At 70.9% G+C, this 15,974-nt stretch carries 17 protein-coding genes and 1 pseudogene; 13 read left to right on the top strand and 5 right to left on the bottom strand.

Features of this window, described 5'->3' with window-relative positions; translation table 11 throughout:
- Positions 1-146: 146 nt before the first annotated feature.
- Together ACWCP0_RS25855 and ACWCP0_RS25850 are read left to right on the top strand one after the other, a co-directional pair.
- Positions 147-353, top strand: a complete 207-nt coding sequence (locus ACWCP0_RS25855; protein WP_451081171.1) for a cold-shock protein — start codon at positions 147-149, stop codon at positions 351-353.
- 12 nt (positions 354-365) lie between these two features.
- Positions 366-722 (top strand): VOC family protein, encoded by a 357-nt coding sequence (locus ACWCP0_RS25850; RefSeq protein ID WP_451081170.1) that lies wholly within the window; start codon positions 366-368, stop codon positions 720-722.
- A gap of 48 nt (positions 723-770) precedes the next feature.
- Here the strand turns inward: ACWCP0_RS25850 and ACWCP0_RS25845 are convergent, their stop codons facing one another.
- Both ACWCP0_RS25845 and ACWCP0_RS25840 read right to left on the bottom strand, forming a co-directional pair.
- A complete protein-coding gene (locus ACWCP0_RS25845) occupies positions 771-2,033 on the bottom strand; it encodes a CehA/McbA family metallohydrolase (protein WP_451081169.1) in 1,263 nt (420 codons plus the stop codon).
- Positions 2,034-2,080: 47 nt separating this feature from the next.
- Positions 2,081-2,401 (bottom strand): hypothetical protein, encoded by a 321-nt coding sequence (locus ACWCP0_RS25840; RefSeq protein WP_451081168.1) that lies wholly within the window; start codon positions 2,399-2,401, stop codon positions 2,081-2,083.
- A 97-nt stretch (positions 2,402-2,498) separates the two neighbouring features.
- Here ACWCP0_RS25840 and ACWCP0_RS25835 point away from each other — a divergent pair.
- Positions 2,499-2,969 (top strand): annotated as a pseudogene (locus ACWCP0_RS25835) (isochorismatase family protein); the annotation flags it as partial.
- Here ACWCP0_RS25835 and ACWCP0_RS25830 read toward each other — a convergent pair.
- Entirely contained in the window at positions 2,888-3,481 is a 594-nt protein-coding gene (locus ACWCP0_RS25830) for a GNAT family N-acetyltransferase (protein ID WP_451081167.1), read from the bottom strand. The pseudogene ACWCP0_RS25835 and the gene ACWCP0_RS25830 sit on opposite strands and share 82 nt — an antisense overlap.
- A 452-nt stretch (positions 3,482-3,933) precedes the next feature.
- On the opposite strand from ACWCP0_RS25830, the gene ACWCP0_RS25825 reads away from it, so the two are divergent.
- From ACWCP0_RS25825 to ACWCP0_RS25815, 3 genes are all read left to right on the top strand, one after another.
- Positions 3,934-4,233, top strand: a complete 300-nt coding sequence (locus ACWCP0_RS25825) for a hypothetical protein (protein WP_451081166.1) — start codon at positions 3,934-3,936, stop codon at positions 4,231-4,233.
- Positions 4,234-4,409: 176 nt separating this feature from the next.
- Positions 4,410-5,507, top strand: coding sequence for an XdhC family protein (locus tag ACWCP0_RS25820; protein ID WP_451081165.1), 1,098 nt, complete (start codon positions 4,410-4,412; stop codon positions 5,505-5,507).
- 124 nt (positions 5,508-5,631) lie between these two features.
- Positions 5,632-6,018 (top strand): hypothetical protein, encoded by a 387-nt coding sequence (locus ACWCP0_RS25815; RefSeq protein ID WP_451081164.1) that lies wholly within the window; start codon positions 5,632-5,634, stop codon positions 6,016-6,018.
- A gap of 200 nt (positions 6,019-6,218) precedes the next feature.
- Here ACWCP0_RS25815 and ACWCP0_RS25810 read toward each other — a convergent pair whose 3' ends face one another.
- Both ACWCP0_RS25810 and ACWCP0_RS25805 read right to left on the bottom strand, forming a co-directional pair.
- Entirely contained in the window at positions 6,219-6,809 is a 591-nt protein-coding gene (locus tag ACWCP0_RS25810) for a MarR family winged helix-turn-helix transcriptional regulator (RefSeq protein WP_451081163.1), read from the bottom strand.
- 137 nt (positions 6,810-6,946) lie between these two features.
- Positions 6,947-7,486, bottom strand: a complete 540-nt coding sequence (locus ACWCP0_RS25805) for a hypothetical protein (protein WP_451081162.1) — start codon at positions 7,484-7,486, stop codon at positions 6,947-6,949.
- A gap of 211 nt (positions 7,487-7,697) precedes the next feature.
- On the opposite strand from ACWCP0_RS25805, the gene ACWCP0_RS25800 reads away from it, so the two are divergent.
- The 7 genes from ACWCP0_RS25800 to ACWCP0_RS25770 all read left to right on the top strand — a co-directional run bounded on the left by ACWCP0_RS25800 (position 7,698) and on the right by ACWCP0_RS25770 (position 15,925).
- Positions 7,698-9,539 carry an APC family permease gene (locus tag ACWCP0_RS25800; protein ID WP_451081161.1) on the top strand — a complete coding sequence of 614 codons (1,842 nt, stop codon included), beginning with the start codon at positions 7,698-7,700 and terminating at the stop codon, positions 9,537-9,539.
- Between the two features lie 418 nt (positions 9,540-9,957).
- Positions 9,958-10,047: a K(+)-transporting ATPase subunit F gene (kdpF, locus tag ACWCP0_RS25795; RefSeq protein ID WP_063785316.1), complete on the top strand. Its 90-nt coding sequence runs from the start codon at positions 9,958-9,960 to the stop codon at positions 10,045-10,047.
- Positions 10,048-10,055: 8 nt separating this feature from the next.
- A complete protein-coding gene (gene kdpA, locus ACWCP0_RS25790) occupies positions 10,056-11,720 on the top strand; it encodes a potassium-transporting ATPase subunit KdpA (protein WP_451081160.1) in 1,665 nt (554 codons plus the stop codon).
- A complete protein-coding gene (gene kdpB / locus ACWCP0_RS25785; protein WP_451081159.1) occupies positions 11,717-13,864 on the top strand; it encodes a potassium-transporting ATPase subunit KdpB in 2,148 nt (715 codons plus the stop codon). The genes kdpA and kdpB overlap by 4 nt, the downstream gene beginning before the upstream one ends.
- A gap of 5 nt (positions 13,865-13,869) precedes the next feature.
- Positions 13,870-14,583: a potassium-transporting ATPase subunit C gene (locus ACWCP0_RS25780; protein ID WP_451081158.1), complete on the top strand. Its 714-nt coding sequence runs from the start codon at positions 13,870-13,872 to the stop codon at positions 14,581-14,583.
- Between the two features lie 120 nt (positions 14,584-14,703).
- Complete coding sequence (locus ACWCP0_RS25775; RefSeq protein ID WP_451081157.1) at positions 14,704-15,387, top strand: response regulator; 684 nt, start codon at positions 14,704-14,706, stop codon at positions 15,385-15,387.
- A 121-nt stretch (positions 15,388-15,508) separates the two neighbouring features.
- The gene (locus tag ACWCP0_RS25770) at positions 15,509-15,925 is read left to right on the top strand and encodes a cell division protein SepF (RefSeq protein WP_451081156.1); all 417 of its coding nucleotides are present in this window, start codon (positions 15,509-15,511) and stop codon (positions 15,923-15,925) included.
- Positions 15,926-15,974 lie beyond the last annotated feature (49 nt).

Genomic DNA, 15,974 nt, shown 5'->3' with positions numbered 1-15,974 from the left:
GCGCCGCGGTCGACGCGCGGCGCACGACCGCCGGACCCGCGCCACGGCCTCACGGCCGCACGAGTACCTGGTCCGGAACGACCGGCGCTCCGCATGAGCGCGTGTCACGCCGCGGACGCCGAGGTCGTGTGGTGAACACTGGCGACATGGCAACAGGCAAGGTGAAGTGGTTCAACGCGGACAAAGGCTTCGGCTTCATCGAGCAGGACGACGGCGGCCCGGACGTGTTCGTCCATTTCTCCGCCATCCAGGGCACCGGCTTCAAGCAGCTGGACGAGGGTGACAAGGTCGAGTACGACGTCACCCAGGGCCCCAAAGGTCCCCAGGCGGACAATGTCGTCCGTCTGACCTAGGGCGGCGCGGCAGTGTTCAGTGGCGCACACGTCATCCTCTACAGCCGGGACGCCGACGCCGACCGGGCCTTCATCAGGGACGTGCTCGGATTTGCGCATGTCGATGCAGGGCACGGCTGGCTGATCTTCAAGCTGCCGCCGGCGGAGATCGCGGTGCATCCGACCGAGGGGCCGGCGCAGACCGAGTTCTACCTGATGTGCGACGACCTCGACGCCGTACTCGCGAAGCTGACCGAGCACGGCGTCGAGATCACACAGCCGGTGAGCGAACAGGGCTGGGGGCGGCTCGCGGCGGTGCGGATGCCGAGCGGGTCCGAACTCCCGCTCTACCAGCCGCTGCACCCGGTCGCCCACAGCCTCGGGTCATGAGGGGACACCGGGCGCCGCCGCCGGGGCCCGCAGCGCTGCCGCCGGACACTAGGGCTGGAGCCACCAGGGGCTCGAGTAGGCGACGCCGAGGTCGTTGCAGGGGTGGCCCGCAGGGCCCGGCTGTCCGTTCGGCTGCGACGGGTCGGAGACGCGCAGCACGACCCATGAACCGTCCTCGACGTCGAGCGGGACCGTGAACTCGACAAGGCTCCCGGACGTCGTCGCGATCACGTCGACGACGTCCGCCGCATCGGTGCCGGGGCGCAGCACCTGGATGGTGAGGGGCTTGCCCGCCCAGTCGGGACCGCGGTCGAGGTCCACGGCGAAGGCGACGTCACCGGCCGCGACCGGCAGCGTGCCGCCCATACGGACGCCGTTCGCGGTGGCGTCGAGGCGCAGGCCCGAGTAGCGGGTCGCGAAGAAGCGCCGGGCGCGCAGGGCTTCGAGCACGCCGGCCCGGGTGTTCTCGGTGACCCACAGCCCGGCGCGCCCCACGCCCTCGGGGTGGCCCCACTCGGCGCCGTGGTGATCGCTCACACCGGTGATGCCGGTGCGCCAGCCGGCGTTGAGGCAGGCGTTGAGGTGCGAGGACCGGCGCTCCGCCCAGCCGTCGAACAGATAGTCGTCCCCGCGGTTGAACATCTCGACGCTGACCATCTTCTCGCGCGCCGCGGGCACGTACGCGAAGTTGTCGAAGCGTCCGGCCTCACGGCCCGGGTGGTTGAATCCGGCGACGCCGTCGCGGCTGCCGAGCCAGTTGTAGAGCGAGCTCATCGACCCCGCCCCGCCCAGGTCGACGAACTGGTCCGTGAACCACACATTGGCGTGGCCGATGAGCGGGTGGGACCACTCGAAGCCGCGGATGGCCGTGTACGTGCCCGGGTCGTCCGCGGCGTCGGCGAGCCGGCGGGTGCGGTCCCATTCGCTCTTGGTGAGGCCGTTGATCGCGAAGAGGGTGGTGTGGTCCGTGAGCGCCGCGACATCGAGCCCCGCGTCGCGCATGGACGCGAACGCCAGCGCGGGGTCGCCGTCGCCGTCCGACATCAGCGTGTGGTTGTGCAGATCGGCGTGAACCAGTTGAGTGCCCTGGGTGATCAGGGAGTTGCGGGAGGCCCCGGCCCTGGGTGCCGGTGCGGGGCCCGATGCGGTGCGGGTCGCCGCCGCATGAGCGGTGCCGGGGACGGCGGCGGCGATCAGCAGGCCGCTCGCACCGGCGAGCAGGGAACGGCGGCTCGGTCCGGGGGCGTTGAGGTGGGGGTGAGGGTGGGAGTGAGGGTGGCGGTGCGCTTCGTCAGCGTGGTGTCCACTCATGGCTGACAGTTCAGCGCCTTGACAGGAACACGTCCAGAATGGGGGGCCTACGGCAGGTAAAGGGTCGTGCTCCCAGGGGAGGCTGTCGTTCCGCGTGCGGACAGGGGCGGGGCGGGCGGGGGTGGCGTCACGCCCGTGGGTGAGCGAATGGGCTTGGTGTTCCGCGTTCGCTCGCAGAGGCGTGCGATCCGCGGCGTGCGGCGCTGCTGGTCCACGGCATACAGATCGGCATCCCTGGCCGGATCGGCGAACGCGACCGTGTCGTCCTCCGGGCCGTCGAGGTGGCCGAGGCCGCCCGCGCCGCCGGGGTCCGCACGTACTTCCTGCGTCAGGTCACGCTCCCCGTCGAGCTGATGGGCGCCTCCCACCTGCGCACGTGGCGCGCCTGGAAGCGGGCCGAGCGGGCCGCGGACGTGGTCTCGTCCTTCCCGCCGGGGCTCCGCGGACACAGCTCGTCCCCGAGTTCGGCCCACCGACCGCGAGGCCGTGATCGACAAGATCACCATGTCGGCCTTCGAGGGCACCTGGTTCGACATCGCGCTCCGCGACTGCGGGATCACCACCGTCGCCGTCGTCGGCGTCGCCCTGGAGATCGGTGTGGAGCCCACCGTCCGCGACGCGGCGGACCCGGGATGCGTCCCGGTCGTCGTCACGGACGTCTGCGGAGCCGGCGAGGCGGAGGCCGGTGCGCGTTGGCCGGCCGCGCCTCGCTTCGCGGGGGACGCCCTGCTGACCACGGCCGAGGAGTTTCCGCTCCGTACCTGCCGGCCGTTGACCCGGCTCGCGAGCGATACGACGGCGGAGGCGCCGGACCATGAACGCGGCTCAGGCGGCGGCATCGACGACCGAGCGGCTCAGGCGGCGCCCGGCAGCACTCCGGTGACGACCGGGACCGCGTCTCGGCCGAGGGGCGGAGGCGGCGGGTCCGTGTGGTAGACGGCCTGGCGTTCTCCGTACTCGACGAGCACGTCGGTGCAGCGCATACCGATCGCCTCCAGCAGCCTGCACGACGCCCGGTTCGCCGTCCGGGTCACGGCCACGACCCGGCCGGAGCCCGGCACGCTCTCCCGTGCCCAGCCCACCGCGGCTCCCACCGCTTCGCGGCCCAGGCCCATGCCCCAGGAATCCGGCAGCAACTGGTACGACACCTCCGTGGCGCCCCGTGAGGACCGCGGGTCGACCGTGACCAGTCCGATCATCGCCCCGGTCTCCCGGAGGGCGACCGCGAACACGCCCACGGCGACCGGCAGGTAGGCCCGCCGGATCGCGATCCTCTCCTCGCTGACGGGTCCGCCGAGATAGGCCCGGACCCTCTCGTCCCGCCACAGGACCTCGGCCACGGGAAGGTCCTGTTCGCCGACCGGTCGCAGCACCAGCCGCTCCGTGTGCAGCCGCGCAGGCCACCAGGCCGAGGCGAGGGAAGGGGCATCGGCATCGGCATCGCTCATCCGCAGATCGTCGCACCACGAGGCCGCGCCACGCGGGAAACCGGGCCGCGCGATCCCGCGCGGACCGTGCCCACCGCTTCGCGACGCGGGGCCGACGCGCCCCTACGATGCGGGGCGGGCACTCCCCGACGGCCCGGGTCAGGACCGTGGAGGACCCTCTGGCGACGAGTCAGGGGAGCCGGTCAGCCGCGGACGGGCGCGGTCGCGGGGGTGTCTCGGCAGCTCTAAAGTCGTATACGCAAATACAAATCGGCTGGTACTGCCTGCCCGGGCTCCCTGGGAGGGCTGATGACCCGTATCTCGGTGACGGTGGGACCGGACGAGGTGCGGAGGCGGTTGGAGGACGTCGGGTATCTCATGGACGAAGGGCTGATCATCGCCTGCTGTCCGGCACTCAAGCTGCACCGGCCGGTCTTCTGCGGGGGCGACGCGGGTGTGGGCGGGACCTCGCTGTGGGGGCACTCGCCGACATGCCGGGCGCGCCGCGCATCCGGCTCCGGCGCCATGAGGGGATCGACGCCGCGCAAGCCCTGTTCGACGGGGACTTCCCGCGGCAGCTGCTGCACCGGCGGGCCGCGCAGGCCGCCGGGACCACCGACGCCGCGCGGTCGGAGGGCGGGCTGTGCGACCGGAGGTTCCCCGTCCTTGTTGAACGGCCGCTGCTGCGGGCCCTGCAGACCCGGCCGTCCGTGCTGCCGGTCGATGAAGTCGACCGGGCCGACGACGCGTTCGAGGGTTCCGGTTCTCGGTGAGCCCGTGCGCTGTTCGAGGAGGGATGCCGGCGGCGGCTGCACGGTCCCGGTTCTCGGTGAGCCTGTCCGGTGCTTGATGACGGACACCCGGGGCGACCGGACGGTGCCGGGCACGTCCGGAGAAGGCTCGTCGCACGGACCCGGACAGGCATGGACGTGCGTGAGAGGAGCCGAGCGTGCGTGACATCCTCCCGGCGCTGAGCCGGTGGTACGCGGCCGGCGAACCCTTCGGGCTCGCCACGGTCGTCGCGGTGAGCCGCAGCGCCCCCCGCGGCCCGGGCGCGGCGATGGCCGTGGGGCCGGACGACGAGGTCCTGGGCAGCGTGTCCGGCGGATGCGTGGAGGGCGCGGTCTACGAGCTTGCCAAGGAGGTCGTCGCCGACGGCGAGGCGCGGCTGCAGACCTTCGGGTACAGCGACGAGGACGCGTTCGCCGTCGGGCTGACCTGCGGCGGCGCGATCACCCTGCTCGTCCGGCGGGTGGCGCCGGACACCGACCCGGGGTTCGGCGCGGTCGCCGAGTCGGTCGCGGGGCACCGCCCCGTGACGGTGGCGTCGGTGACGGACGGCCCGGCCCTTCGCGGCGCCGCGCTCGCCGTGTGGCCGGACACCGTCGCCGGCACCCTCGGCGCACCCGGCCTCGACGCGGCCGTGACCGCCGACGCGCGCGGCGAGCTCGCGCAGGGCGCGACCGGGCTCCGGCACTACGGCCCGCAGGGCCAGCGCCGCGAGGACGCCGTCACCGTGTTCCTGCAGTCGTTCGCCCCGCCGCCGAGGATGCTCGTCTTCGGCGCGATCGACTACGCGGCGGCCGTCGCCCGCATCGGCGACTTCCTCGGCTACCGCGTCACCGTGTGCGACGCCCGCCCGGTCTTCGCCACGCCCAAACGCTTCCCGCAGGGCGTGGAGGTCGTGGTCGACTGGCCGCACCGCTATCTGGGCGCCACCGAGACCGACTCCCGCACGGTGATCTGTGTTCTCACCCATGACCCGAAGTTCGATGTGCCGCTGCTGGAGGAGGCGTTGCGCCGCGAGGCCGCGTACATCGGGGCGATGGGCAGCCGCCGCACCCACGACGACCGCATGAAACGACTGCGGGAGGCCGGGCTGAGCGAGACGGAACTGGCGCGGCTGCGCTCACCCGTGGGCCTGGACCTCGGGGCCCGTACCCCGGAGGAGGTGGCCGTGTCCGTCGCCGCGGAGATCGTCGCTCTGCGCTGGGGCGGCAGCGGCGCGCCGCTGACCGCGACGGCGGGGGCGATCCACCCGGTCTGAACGCCTGACAGGCCGGGCGGACCGTGGAGCTCCGGCACGAATTCGCCGTTCCCTTCCCGGCCTACGACGCCTGGCGCGCGCTCCTCGACACCGAGGCCGTCGCGCCTGCACGCCCGGGGCGACCGTGGAGTCGTACGACCGTGAGACGTACGACGGCGAGACCACCAGCGGCACGGCGACGGTCAAGCTCGGCCCGATCACGCTCACCTACCGCGGCACCGCCGTCTTCGGCGGACAGGACGAGGAGGCGCACCGGATGGTGCTGACCGCCGGCGGCAAGGAGGCGCGCGGCCAGGGCACGGCACGTTCCACCGTCACGGCCGCGCTCGCCCCGGCTCGGCGGCGCGACGGCCGTGTCGGTCCGCACCGGTCTCCCGGTCACCGGGCGGACGGCCCAGTTCGGCCGTGGGGTGATGGCCGAGGTGGGCGACAAGCTCGTCGGGCAGGTCGCGGACTGTCTCCCGCAGCGGCGCTCCGCCTCCCCGGCGCAACCGGAGTCCCCGGCCCGTGAACCGCAGCACGAGGCCGAGCCGATCGACCTCGTACGTATGGCAGGTCCAGGTCTCCCCGTCACGGAGCGCGCCGCGGCGGCGACGCTGGTGCTCGGAGCCGTCGCTGCCCCGGTCGTCGTCCTGCGGCGGCGGTGCCGACGGTGCCGGCCATGCCACTGATCATCGAGCGGATGCCGGGCGAACCCGCCGGGTGGGCCGCTCAGGCCTTCGGCCGCCGCCCGCTGCGCCGCGGCACCGGCGGTGCACCGCCGAGGAGTTGCCGTCGCCGCTCCTCGCCGTGCGTCTCGATCTGGACCACCACCCGGCGCAGCGCGTCCGCCGTCCGCCGGCACTCCTCGTCGCCGAGCTGCTCGGCCACGAAGGCCTCCTCGGCGTTGAACTCCGGGAACAGGTGCTGCATCAGCGTCTCTCCCTCGTCCGTGAGGGCCAGCAGCACTCGTCTGCCGTCGGTGGGATGCTCGATGCGTCCGACCAGGCCCCGCGACTCCAGGGTGCGGGCGACGCCGGTCAGGGTTCCCTTCGAGATGCCCGCCTCCTCGGCGACCAGGCGGGTCTCCAGCTCGCCCCGGATCCAGACGACCCACAGCACGACGAAGCCGGTCCAGGTGAGGTCGGCGCCGCGCAGCACGGAGTTCTCGACGTGCTGGCGTACGGCCGCCGCCGCGCGGTGGATGGTGCCGACGAGGGCCATCTGCTCGCGGTGGATCGGAGTGTCGCCCAGTTTGGCCCGGATCAGCCGCTCGGTCTCGGTGATGGACGACTGACCGCGCTGATCCGGCTGACCTGGCACGCACCCTCCTCCGGAAGATCAAGGTGGTTCGGGTGTGAATTGTACGGATGTGTACAGATTCTGCACCTTGCCCTGCTGCGGGTCGGGGAGATGGTGCCCCCGCTCCGGCCGTCGGGCCGGTGCCACGCTGCCTCGGCCTACTCCAGGCCCGAGACCTTGAAGACCGTCCGCGCCGTCTCCCGGTCGATCCGCTCGGACAGCTGCCGCAGGGCCGTCGTCCCGCACAGCAGCGTCCCGTGTTCCACGCACGTCCGCGCGTCCTCGTCCAGGCGGCGCCACAGCGCCGGGTTGGCCACGAAGACCCGCGGGTCGACCTCGACCCGGGAGCCCTCGGTGTCGCGGAGCACCAGACGCTGGGACACCCCGTCCGAGCAGCGCACCGACACCAGACGATCCGTACGCACGACCCGCCTGCGCAGGAGGCCGTCCGCGGCCAGCCAGCCATCGCCCGCCGAGATCCGCGGTGGTACGAGCACGGCGAACAGCGCCACGGCGAGTGCCGCCCACAGCAGGCCGCGCGCCCAGGTGAGGTGACCGCTGCCCGCGTCGATCACCAGCAGCAGTCCCAGGAGCAGTGCGGCACAGCGCACGGCGTCCCTGAGCTCCTTGGCCCAGCCGTCGTCGTAGGCCGTCCCGCCGGTCGGCAGCGCCGCGGATCCGGTGATACGTCGTCCCATGGTGCCGACGCTAAGCACACGGCCGCGGCTCGCGGCGGACCTTGACGGGCTGCTGACGCCGTGGCGCCCACTTCTGACGGCTGCCTGATGCCAGGTGTCAAGAAGGTGTGAAGACGCAGCGGTCCGGCGCAAAGAAGGCGCCAGGAGCGGGCGTTCATGTCCGGGAGCGCACCCACCCTGAGCTGATCTGAACCAAAGGAGTCACCCGCGCATGGCCGCAGTCACCACCGAGGCCCTCCCCGCCCCCGGCGTCGAGGACCCCCCTGATACCGGTGCGCGACACAAGCTGACCGCCGTCACCGGTCTCGCCGCGCTCTCGCTCGACGCGATGGCCTCGGTGGCCTACGGACCGGAGGCGATCGTCCTGGTCCTCGCCGCGGCAGGCGGCTACGGACTCGGCTTCACCCTCCCCGTCACGCTCGCCATCGCCGGTCTGCTCGCGGTGCTGGTCGCCTCGTACCGTCAGGTCATCTCCGCCTTCCCGGACGGCGGCGGTTCGTACGCGGTCGCCAAGACGCACCTGGGCAAGCGCACCAGCCTGGTCGCGGCCGCCTCGCTCGTCCTGGACTACGTGCTGAACGTCGCCGTGGCCGTCACCGCCGGAGTCGCGGCGCTCACCTCGGCCTTCCCCGCGCTGTACGACGACCGGCTGTGGCTGTGCCTCGCGGTCCTCGTCCTGATCACCGGTGTCAATCTGCGCGGCATCGTCGACTCGGCCCGTGCCTTCATCGTGCCGACGGTCGTCTTCATCGCCTCGATCCTGGTCCTGATCGTCGTCGGTCTGTTCCGCGACGGGCCCGCCTCCACCGAGGCGGCCGCCGGCCACGCCTCCGTCCTCGCGGACAACGCCACCACGGTCGGCGCGCTGCTTCTGCTGAAGGCCTTCGCCTCCGGCTGCTCGGCCCTCACCGGCGTCGAGGCCATCGCCAACGCCGTGCCCTCCTTCCGCGCCCCGGCCGCCCGCCGCGCCCAGCACGCCGAGGTCGCCCTCGGTGCGCTCCTCGGCGTGATGCTGATCGGCCTGTCCGTGCTGATCTCCCGCTTCGGGCTCCAGCCGGTCGAGGGCGTCACCGTCCTCGCCCAGCTCGCCGACGCCTCCGTCGGGCACAACTGGGGCTTCTACCTCATCCAGTTCGCCACCATGGTGCTGCTGGCGCTCTCCGCGAACACCTCCTTCGGCGGACTGCCCGTCCTGCTGAAGCTGCTGGCCCGCGACAACTACCTGCCGCACGTCTTCGGGCTGAAGGCCGACCGCCAGGTCCACCGCCACGGTGTGCTCGCCCTCGCCGGGGTCTCCGCCGCCCTGCTCGTCTTCTCGGGCGGCGACACCAACACTCTCGTGCCGCTCTTCGCCATCGGCGTCTTCGTCGGCTTCACCATCGCCCAGGCCGGCATGGTCCTGCACTGGCAGAAGGTGCGCGGCCCGCGCTGGGCCGGCAAGGCCGTGCTCAACGGCCTCGGCGCGCTCCTGACCGGCGTCTCGGCCGTCGTCGTGACGGCGACCAAGTTCCACGACGGCGCCTGGCTGATCGTGGTCGCGCTGCCACTGCTCGTCGTCGCGTTCGAGCTGGTGCACCGCGCGTACGGGAAGATCGGTGAGCGCCTCGGCGTCGGCCGTATCCCCGAGCCGCCCCACCGCGAGCGGTCCCTGGTCGTCGTTCCCGTGTCATCCCTGACCCGGCTCACCAGCGAGGCACTCACCGCCGCGGTGTCGCTCGGTGACGAGGTCCGCGCGGTCACGGTCTGCCACGCGGACGCGGAGGACCGTGCCGCCACCGACTCGCTGGAGCGCGACTGGGCGCTGTGGAACCCGGGCGTGGAGCTCGTCCGTGTGCCCTCGGAGCGTCGCAGCCTGGGCCGTCCCGTCGCCGACTACGTACGGAAGCTGGCCGTCACCGACCCCGGTGTCCGGGTCACCGTGCTGATCCCCGAGGTCGAGCCGGCGCACCTGTGGCAGCGGATGCTGCAGAACCAGCGCGGGGCCGTGGTCGCGCACGCCGTGCGGCGCGACACGAACGCGGTGATCTGCCGACTGCGCTTCCGGCTGGACTGAGCGCGCAGGAGGCTCCCCAGGACCTCCGGGCCTCCCTGAGGCCCGGAGGAGCTCTCAGGCGTCCCCGAGAATCGAAGCAGGCCCTCCGACGGCCGTCCGGTGACCGGATTTCGCGGTGACCGGCCGGCCGTTCCGCGTGCTCCGGTGCACCCGTTCGGCCCACGCCCCCGTGCCCTGCCTGCGATTTTCCTGGGACGGTGGCGACACGCGTAAGAGTCGCGTCAAAGACGTGTCAGTGGCCGTAAGGGCACCGTCAACGGAGGGCTCGGGGCCTCCGTCCCGAGGTTTCCTCTAACGGTCCGATCCGAATTTCCGAGCCTCAAATCTAGGAGCACACGATGGCCGACGTGGCCTTCGTCGTCACCACGATCGCGGTTTTCGCGCTGGTGGCTCTCGTCGCCAAGGGGGTGGCAAAGCTGTGAACGCCGAAAACATCGTCGGCCTCATCGTGGCCGTCGCCCTTCTGGGCTATCTCGTCCTCGCCCTCGTCAAGCCGGAGAGGTTCTGAGCACAGATATGAGCCCCGTTCTTGCTGGTGTGCTCCAGCTGCTCGCGCTGATCGCGGCGCTCGCGCTGGCGTACCGTCCGCTCGGCGACTTCATGGCCAAGGTCTACTCCTCCGACAAGCACCTGCGTGTCGAGAAGTGGATCTACAAGGCCATCGGTGCCAACCCGACCGCCGAGATGCGCTGGCCCGCCTACCTGCGCGGCGTCCTCGCCTTCTCCGCCGTCAGCGTCCTCTTCCTCTACCTGCTGCAGCGCGTCCAGGGCAGCCTGCCCGGCTCGCTCGGCTTCTCCTCCATCGACCCGGACCAGGCGTTCAACACCGCCGCGTCCTTCGTGTCGAACACCAACTGGCAGTCGTACTACGGCGAGCAGGCCATGGGCCACGTCGTCCAGACCGGCGGCCTCGCGGTGCAGAACTTCGTCTCCGCCGCCGTGGGCATGGCGGTCGCCGTCGCCCTCGTGCGCGGCTTCGCCCGCTCCCGCACCGGTGAGCTGGGCAACTTCTGGGCCGACCTGGTCCGCGGCACCGTCCGCATCCTGCTCCCGATCTCCGTGATCGCCGCGATCCTCCTGGTCGCGCTCGGCGCCATCCAGAACTTCGCCGGCATCCACGAGGTCGGCCAGTTCATGGGCGGCTCGCAGCAGTGGAACGGCGGCGCCGTCGCCTCCCAGGAGGCCATCAAGGAACTGGGCACCAACGGTGGCGGTTACTTCAACGCCAACTCCGCGCACCCCTTCGAGAACCCCAACCCGCTCTCCAACCTGCTCGAGATCTTCCTGATCCTGCTGATCCCGTTCTCGATCACCCGCACCTTCGGCAAGATGGTCGGCTCGGTGAAGCAGGGCTACGCGATCCTCGCGACGATGGTCATCATCTGGATCGGCTTCACCGTCCTGATGTGGTGGACCGAGTTCGCGGGCCGCGGCCCGGCCTTCGAGGTCGCCGGCGGCGCGATGGAGGGCAAGGAGACCCGCTTCGGCATCGGCGCCTCGTCGATCTTCGCGGTCGCCACCACGCTCACCTCGACCGGCGCGGTGAACTCCTTCCACTCCTCGTTCACCGGCTTCGGCGGCGGCATCACGATACTCGGCATGCAGCTGGGCGAGATCGCCCCCGGTGGTGTCGGCTCCGGCCTCTACGGCATCCTGATCATGGCGATCATCGCGGTCTTCATCGCGGGCCTCATGGTCGGCCGTACGCCCGAGTACCTCGGCAAGAAGATCGGCACCCGCGAGATCAAGCTGGCGGCGCTCTACATCCTCGTCACCCCGGCGCTGGTGCTCTGCTTCACCGCCGCGGCGATGGCCCTGCCGACCCCGGCCAACTCGATGACCAACTCGGGCGCGCACGGCTTCTCCGAGATCCTCTACGCGTACACCTCCGGTGCCAACAACAACGGCTCCGCGTTCGCGGGTCTCAACGCCGACACCCAGTGGTTCAACAGCACGATCGGTCTGGCCATGCTGCTCGGCCGGTTCCTCCCGATCGTGTTCGTCCTGGCGCTGGCCGGCTCGCTCGCCGAGCAGAAGCCGGTACCCGCCACCGCAGGCACGCTGCGGACCGAGAAGCCGCTCTTCGCGGGTCTGCTGGTCGGCACGATCCTGATCATCACCGGTCTGACCTACTTCCCGGCCCTGGCGCTGGGCCCGCTCGCCGAGGGGCTGGCGTCATGACCACCAACGTAAAGAAGCAAGAGGAGCCCGGCTCCATGTCCACTGCCACACCCACCCGGGCACCGCACCAGGACGTCCCGACCGGGCACAAGCCCGACGCCGGGCGTGTCGGAGCGGGTCTGTTCGACCCCAAGCAGCTGATCAAGTCCTTCCCGGACGCGATCCGCAAGCTCGACCCCCGGGTGATGATCAAGTCCCCCGTGATGTTCGTCGTCCTGATCGGCTCGGTGCTGACCACGGTCTTCGCGATCACGGACCCGAGCGACTGGTTCGGCTGGGCCATCACGGCCTGGCTGTGGCTGACCGTGATCTTCGCCAACCTGGCGGAGGCCGTCGCCGAGGGCCGCGGCAAGGCGCAGGCGGACACCCTGCGCAAGGCCAAGACCGATACGGTGGCGCGCCGCCTGGCCAAGGACGGCAAGACCGAGGAGCGCGTGCCGGGCACCGACCTGCGCATCGGCGACCTCGTGGTCTGCGAGGCCGGCGACATCATCCCCGGCGACGGTGACGTCGTCGAGGGCGTCGCCTCGGTGGACGAGTCCGCCATCACGGGTGAGTCCGCTCCGGTGATCCGTGAGTCCGGCGGCGACCGCTCGGCCGTCACCGGCGGTACGAAGGTGCTGTCCGACCGGATCGTCATCAAGATCACGACGAAGCCCGGCGAGACCTTCATCGACCGGATGATCAAGCTGGTCGAGGGCGCCGCGCGCCAGAAGACGCCCAACGAGATCGCGCTGAACATCCTGCTCGCCTCGCTGACCATCGTCTTCCTGCTCGCGGTCGTCACCCTGCAGCCGTTCGCGACCTACGCGGACGCCCCGCAGACGATGATCGTGCTCGTCGCGCTGCTGGTCTGCCTCATCCCGACCACGATCGGTGCACTGCTGTCGGCGATCGGTATCGCCGGTATGGACCGACTGGTCCAGCGCAATGTGCTGGCGATGTCCGGCCGTGCGGTCGAGGCCGCCGGTGACGTGTCGACGCTGCTGCTCGACAAGACGGGCACCATCACCCTCGGCAACCGCCAGGCCGCCGAGTTCGTCCCGGTCGACGGCGCCACCGCCGCCGAGCTCGCGGACGCCGCCCAGCTCTCGTCGCTCGCCGACGAGACTCCGGAGGGCCGCTCGGTCGTGGTCCTCGCCAAGGAGAAGTACGGCCTGCGCGAGCGCCACCAGGGCGAGCTGGCCCACGCCACGTGGGTGCCGTTCACCGCCCAGACCCGTATGTCCGGCGTGGACGTCGACGGCCGCAAGGTCCGCAAGGGCGCCACGGCCTCGGTCATCGCCTGGGTGCAGGAGCGCGGCGGCCAGGTCGCCGACGACGCCGACACGGTCGCGAACCGTATCTCCGAGGCGGGCGGCACGCCGCTGCTCGTCGCGGCCGAGGACGGCGAGGCAGGCGCCCGCATCCTGGGCGTCATCCACCTCAAGGACGTCGTCAAGGACGGCATGCGGGAGCGGTTCGACGAGCTGCGGCGCATGGGCATCAAGACCGTCATGATCACGGGTGACAACCCGCTGACCGCCAAGGCGATCGCCGAAGAGGCGGGCGTCGACGACTTCCTCGCGGAGGCCACTCCCGAGGACAAGATGGCGCTCATCAAGCGGGAGCAGGCCGGCGGCAAGCTCGTCGCGATGACGGGTGACGGTACGAACGACGCCCCGGCGCTGGCCCAGGCGGACGTCGGCGTGGCGATGAACACCGGTACCTCGGCCGCCAAGGAGGCCGGGAACATGGTGGACCTCGACTCCAACCCGACCAAGCTCATCGAGATCGTCGAGATCGGCAAGCAGCTCCTCATCACGCGCGGCGCGCTGACGACCTTCTCCATCGCCAACGACGTGGCGAAGTACTTCGCGATCATCCCCGCGATGTTCGCGGTGGTCTACCCGGGCCTGGACAAGCTGAACATCATGCAGCTGTCCTCGCCGGAGTCCGCGATCCTGTCCGCGGTCATCTTCAACGCGCTGATCATCATCGCGCTGGTGCCGCTCGCCCTCAGGGGCGTGCAGTACAGGCCGACGAGCGCCGACAAGATGCTCCGCCGCAACCTCGGGATCTACGGCATCGGTGGCCTCATCGCCCCGTTCATCGGCATCAAGATCATCGACCTGCTCATCTCCCTCATCCCCGGAATCGGCTGATCGCCATGAACAACTCTTTCGGAAGCGCGGCACGGCTGATCGGGGCCGGGCTCCGTGCCCTGCTCGTCCTGACCCTGGTGACGGGCGTCATCTACCCGCTGGTGGTCACGGGCGTCGCCCAGGGCCTGTTCAGCAACAAGGCGAACGGCTCGGAGATCGAGGCCGACGGCAAGGTGGTGGGCTCCGAACTCATCGGCCAGACCTACTACCTGCCGAAGAAGAACCCGGACGACGCGGAGGAGGCGTCGGTCGCGGACCTCAAGTGGTTCCAGCCGCGCCCGTCCAACGGCCTCGGCAGCAACAGCGTGAACACCCAGTACTCGCTGCTCCTGTCCGGCGCGACGAACCGGTCCGGCGACAACGGCGCGGTCGACGGCAAGTGCCCGGAGAACGCCGAGGAGGGCACGCTCTGCGCCCAGGTCCTCGGTGCCAAGGCCGCCGTGATCAAGGACAACTCCACCGCCACCTACACGGTCAAGCCCTCGGACGTGCCGGCCGACGCCGTCACCTCCTCCGGCTCCGGCCTGGACCCGGACATCTCCCCGGAGTACGCCGAGCTCCAGGTCCACCGGGTCGCCGAGGAGAACAACCTCGACGTCAAGCAGGTCGAGAAGCTCGTCGACGAGCACACCAGCGGCCGGATCCTCGGCTTCATCGGTGAGCCCCGCGTCAACGTGCTCGAGCTCAACATCGCGCTGAAGCAGCTCACCGAGAAGTGAGTCGGCAGTGATCGAGCGGTGACCGAGCGGTGACCGGCAATTGATCGAACCCCGGGCAGCGGACAGCTGGGAAACCCCAGCGGCCTGCTGCCCGGGGCCGTACTACAGAAAGGCACACCGATGACCCGGGTGCTGGTGGTCGAGGACGACCCGCAGCTCGTACGGGCTCTCGTGATCAACCTGAAGGCCCGCACGTTCGATGTGGACGCCGCGACCGACGGGGCCTCCGCCCTGCGCATCGCGGGGGAGTCCACGCCGGACGCCGTACTCCTGGACCTCGGCCTGCCCGACATGGACGGCATCGACGTACTCCACGCCCTGCGCGTCTGGACCCAGGTGCCCGTCCTCGTCGTCTCCGCGCGGCGGACCTCCGAAGAGAAGGTCGCCGCCCTCGACGCCGGCGCGGACGACTACATCACCAAGCCGTTCAGCATGGACGAGCTCCTCGCCCGCCTGCGTGCGGCGACCCGCCGGACCGCGGCCGCGGCCCCGGGAGAGGGCTCGCTGACCGTCAGGACCGAGGACTTCACGATCGACCTGCTCGCCAAGAAGGTCCAACGGCAGGGACGTGACGTACGGCTGACACCCACCGAGTGGAATCTGCTCGAAGTGCTGATCCGCAACCGCGGCCGGCTCGTGGGCCAGAAGCAGCTGCTCCAGGAGGTCTGGGGGCCGACGTACGGCACGCAGAGCAACTATCTCCGCGTCTACATGGCCCAGTTGAGGCGCAAGCTCGAATCGGACCCCTCCCACCCGAGGCATCTCATCACCGCCCCCGGCATGGGCTACCGGTTCGAGGGCTGAGGGTCCGGGGACTGAGAGGTCGAGGACCGGGCGGTCGAGGACCGAGCGGTCGTCAAGAACGGGGACCTGTCGCGCCGTGTCGGTGTTGGGCCGAACGGGTGAGGGGCGCGAGGATGGTCCCATGAGCAGGTACGAGAGGTACGACGTCACCGACGAGCAGTGGGAGGGCCTGGCCCAGGTCGTTCCACTGCGCGGTCGCAACGAGTGGCCGTCGAGAGTCAACCACGACACGATCCCGCGGGAGCGCTACGGCGTTTCGGCCGCGGAGGCGGCCGAGCAGCGCCGCATGGTCGTCCTGCGGGTGCAGGTGTTCGCCGACGCGCGCGAGGTCGCGGAGTACCTCTTCGCGCAGATCCCGGTGCTGCTGGACCTCACGAGCGCGGACGCCGATGTGGCCAAGCGCATCCTGGACTTCAGCAGCGGTGTCGTCTTCGGTCTCGGCTGCGGGATGCACCGGGTGGACCGGAACGTCTTCCTGCTCGCACCGCTCGGCACAGAGGTCGAAGGCATCGCGGCGGCGGCTGTCCCCCATTCGTAGGAAGCCCCTTCCGGCGTAACGGTTCGTCGCGCGCGGCCCTGCGTAGCGT

It is taken from the genome of Streptomyces sp. NPDC001970 (assembly GCF_053594115.1).
The sequence above is the reverse complement of the archived record's forward strand: the minus strand, read 5'-3'. Positions and strand labels throughout refer to the sequence as shown.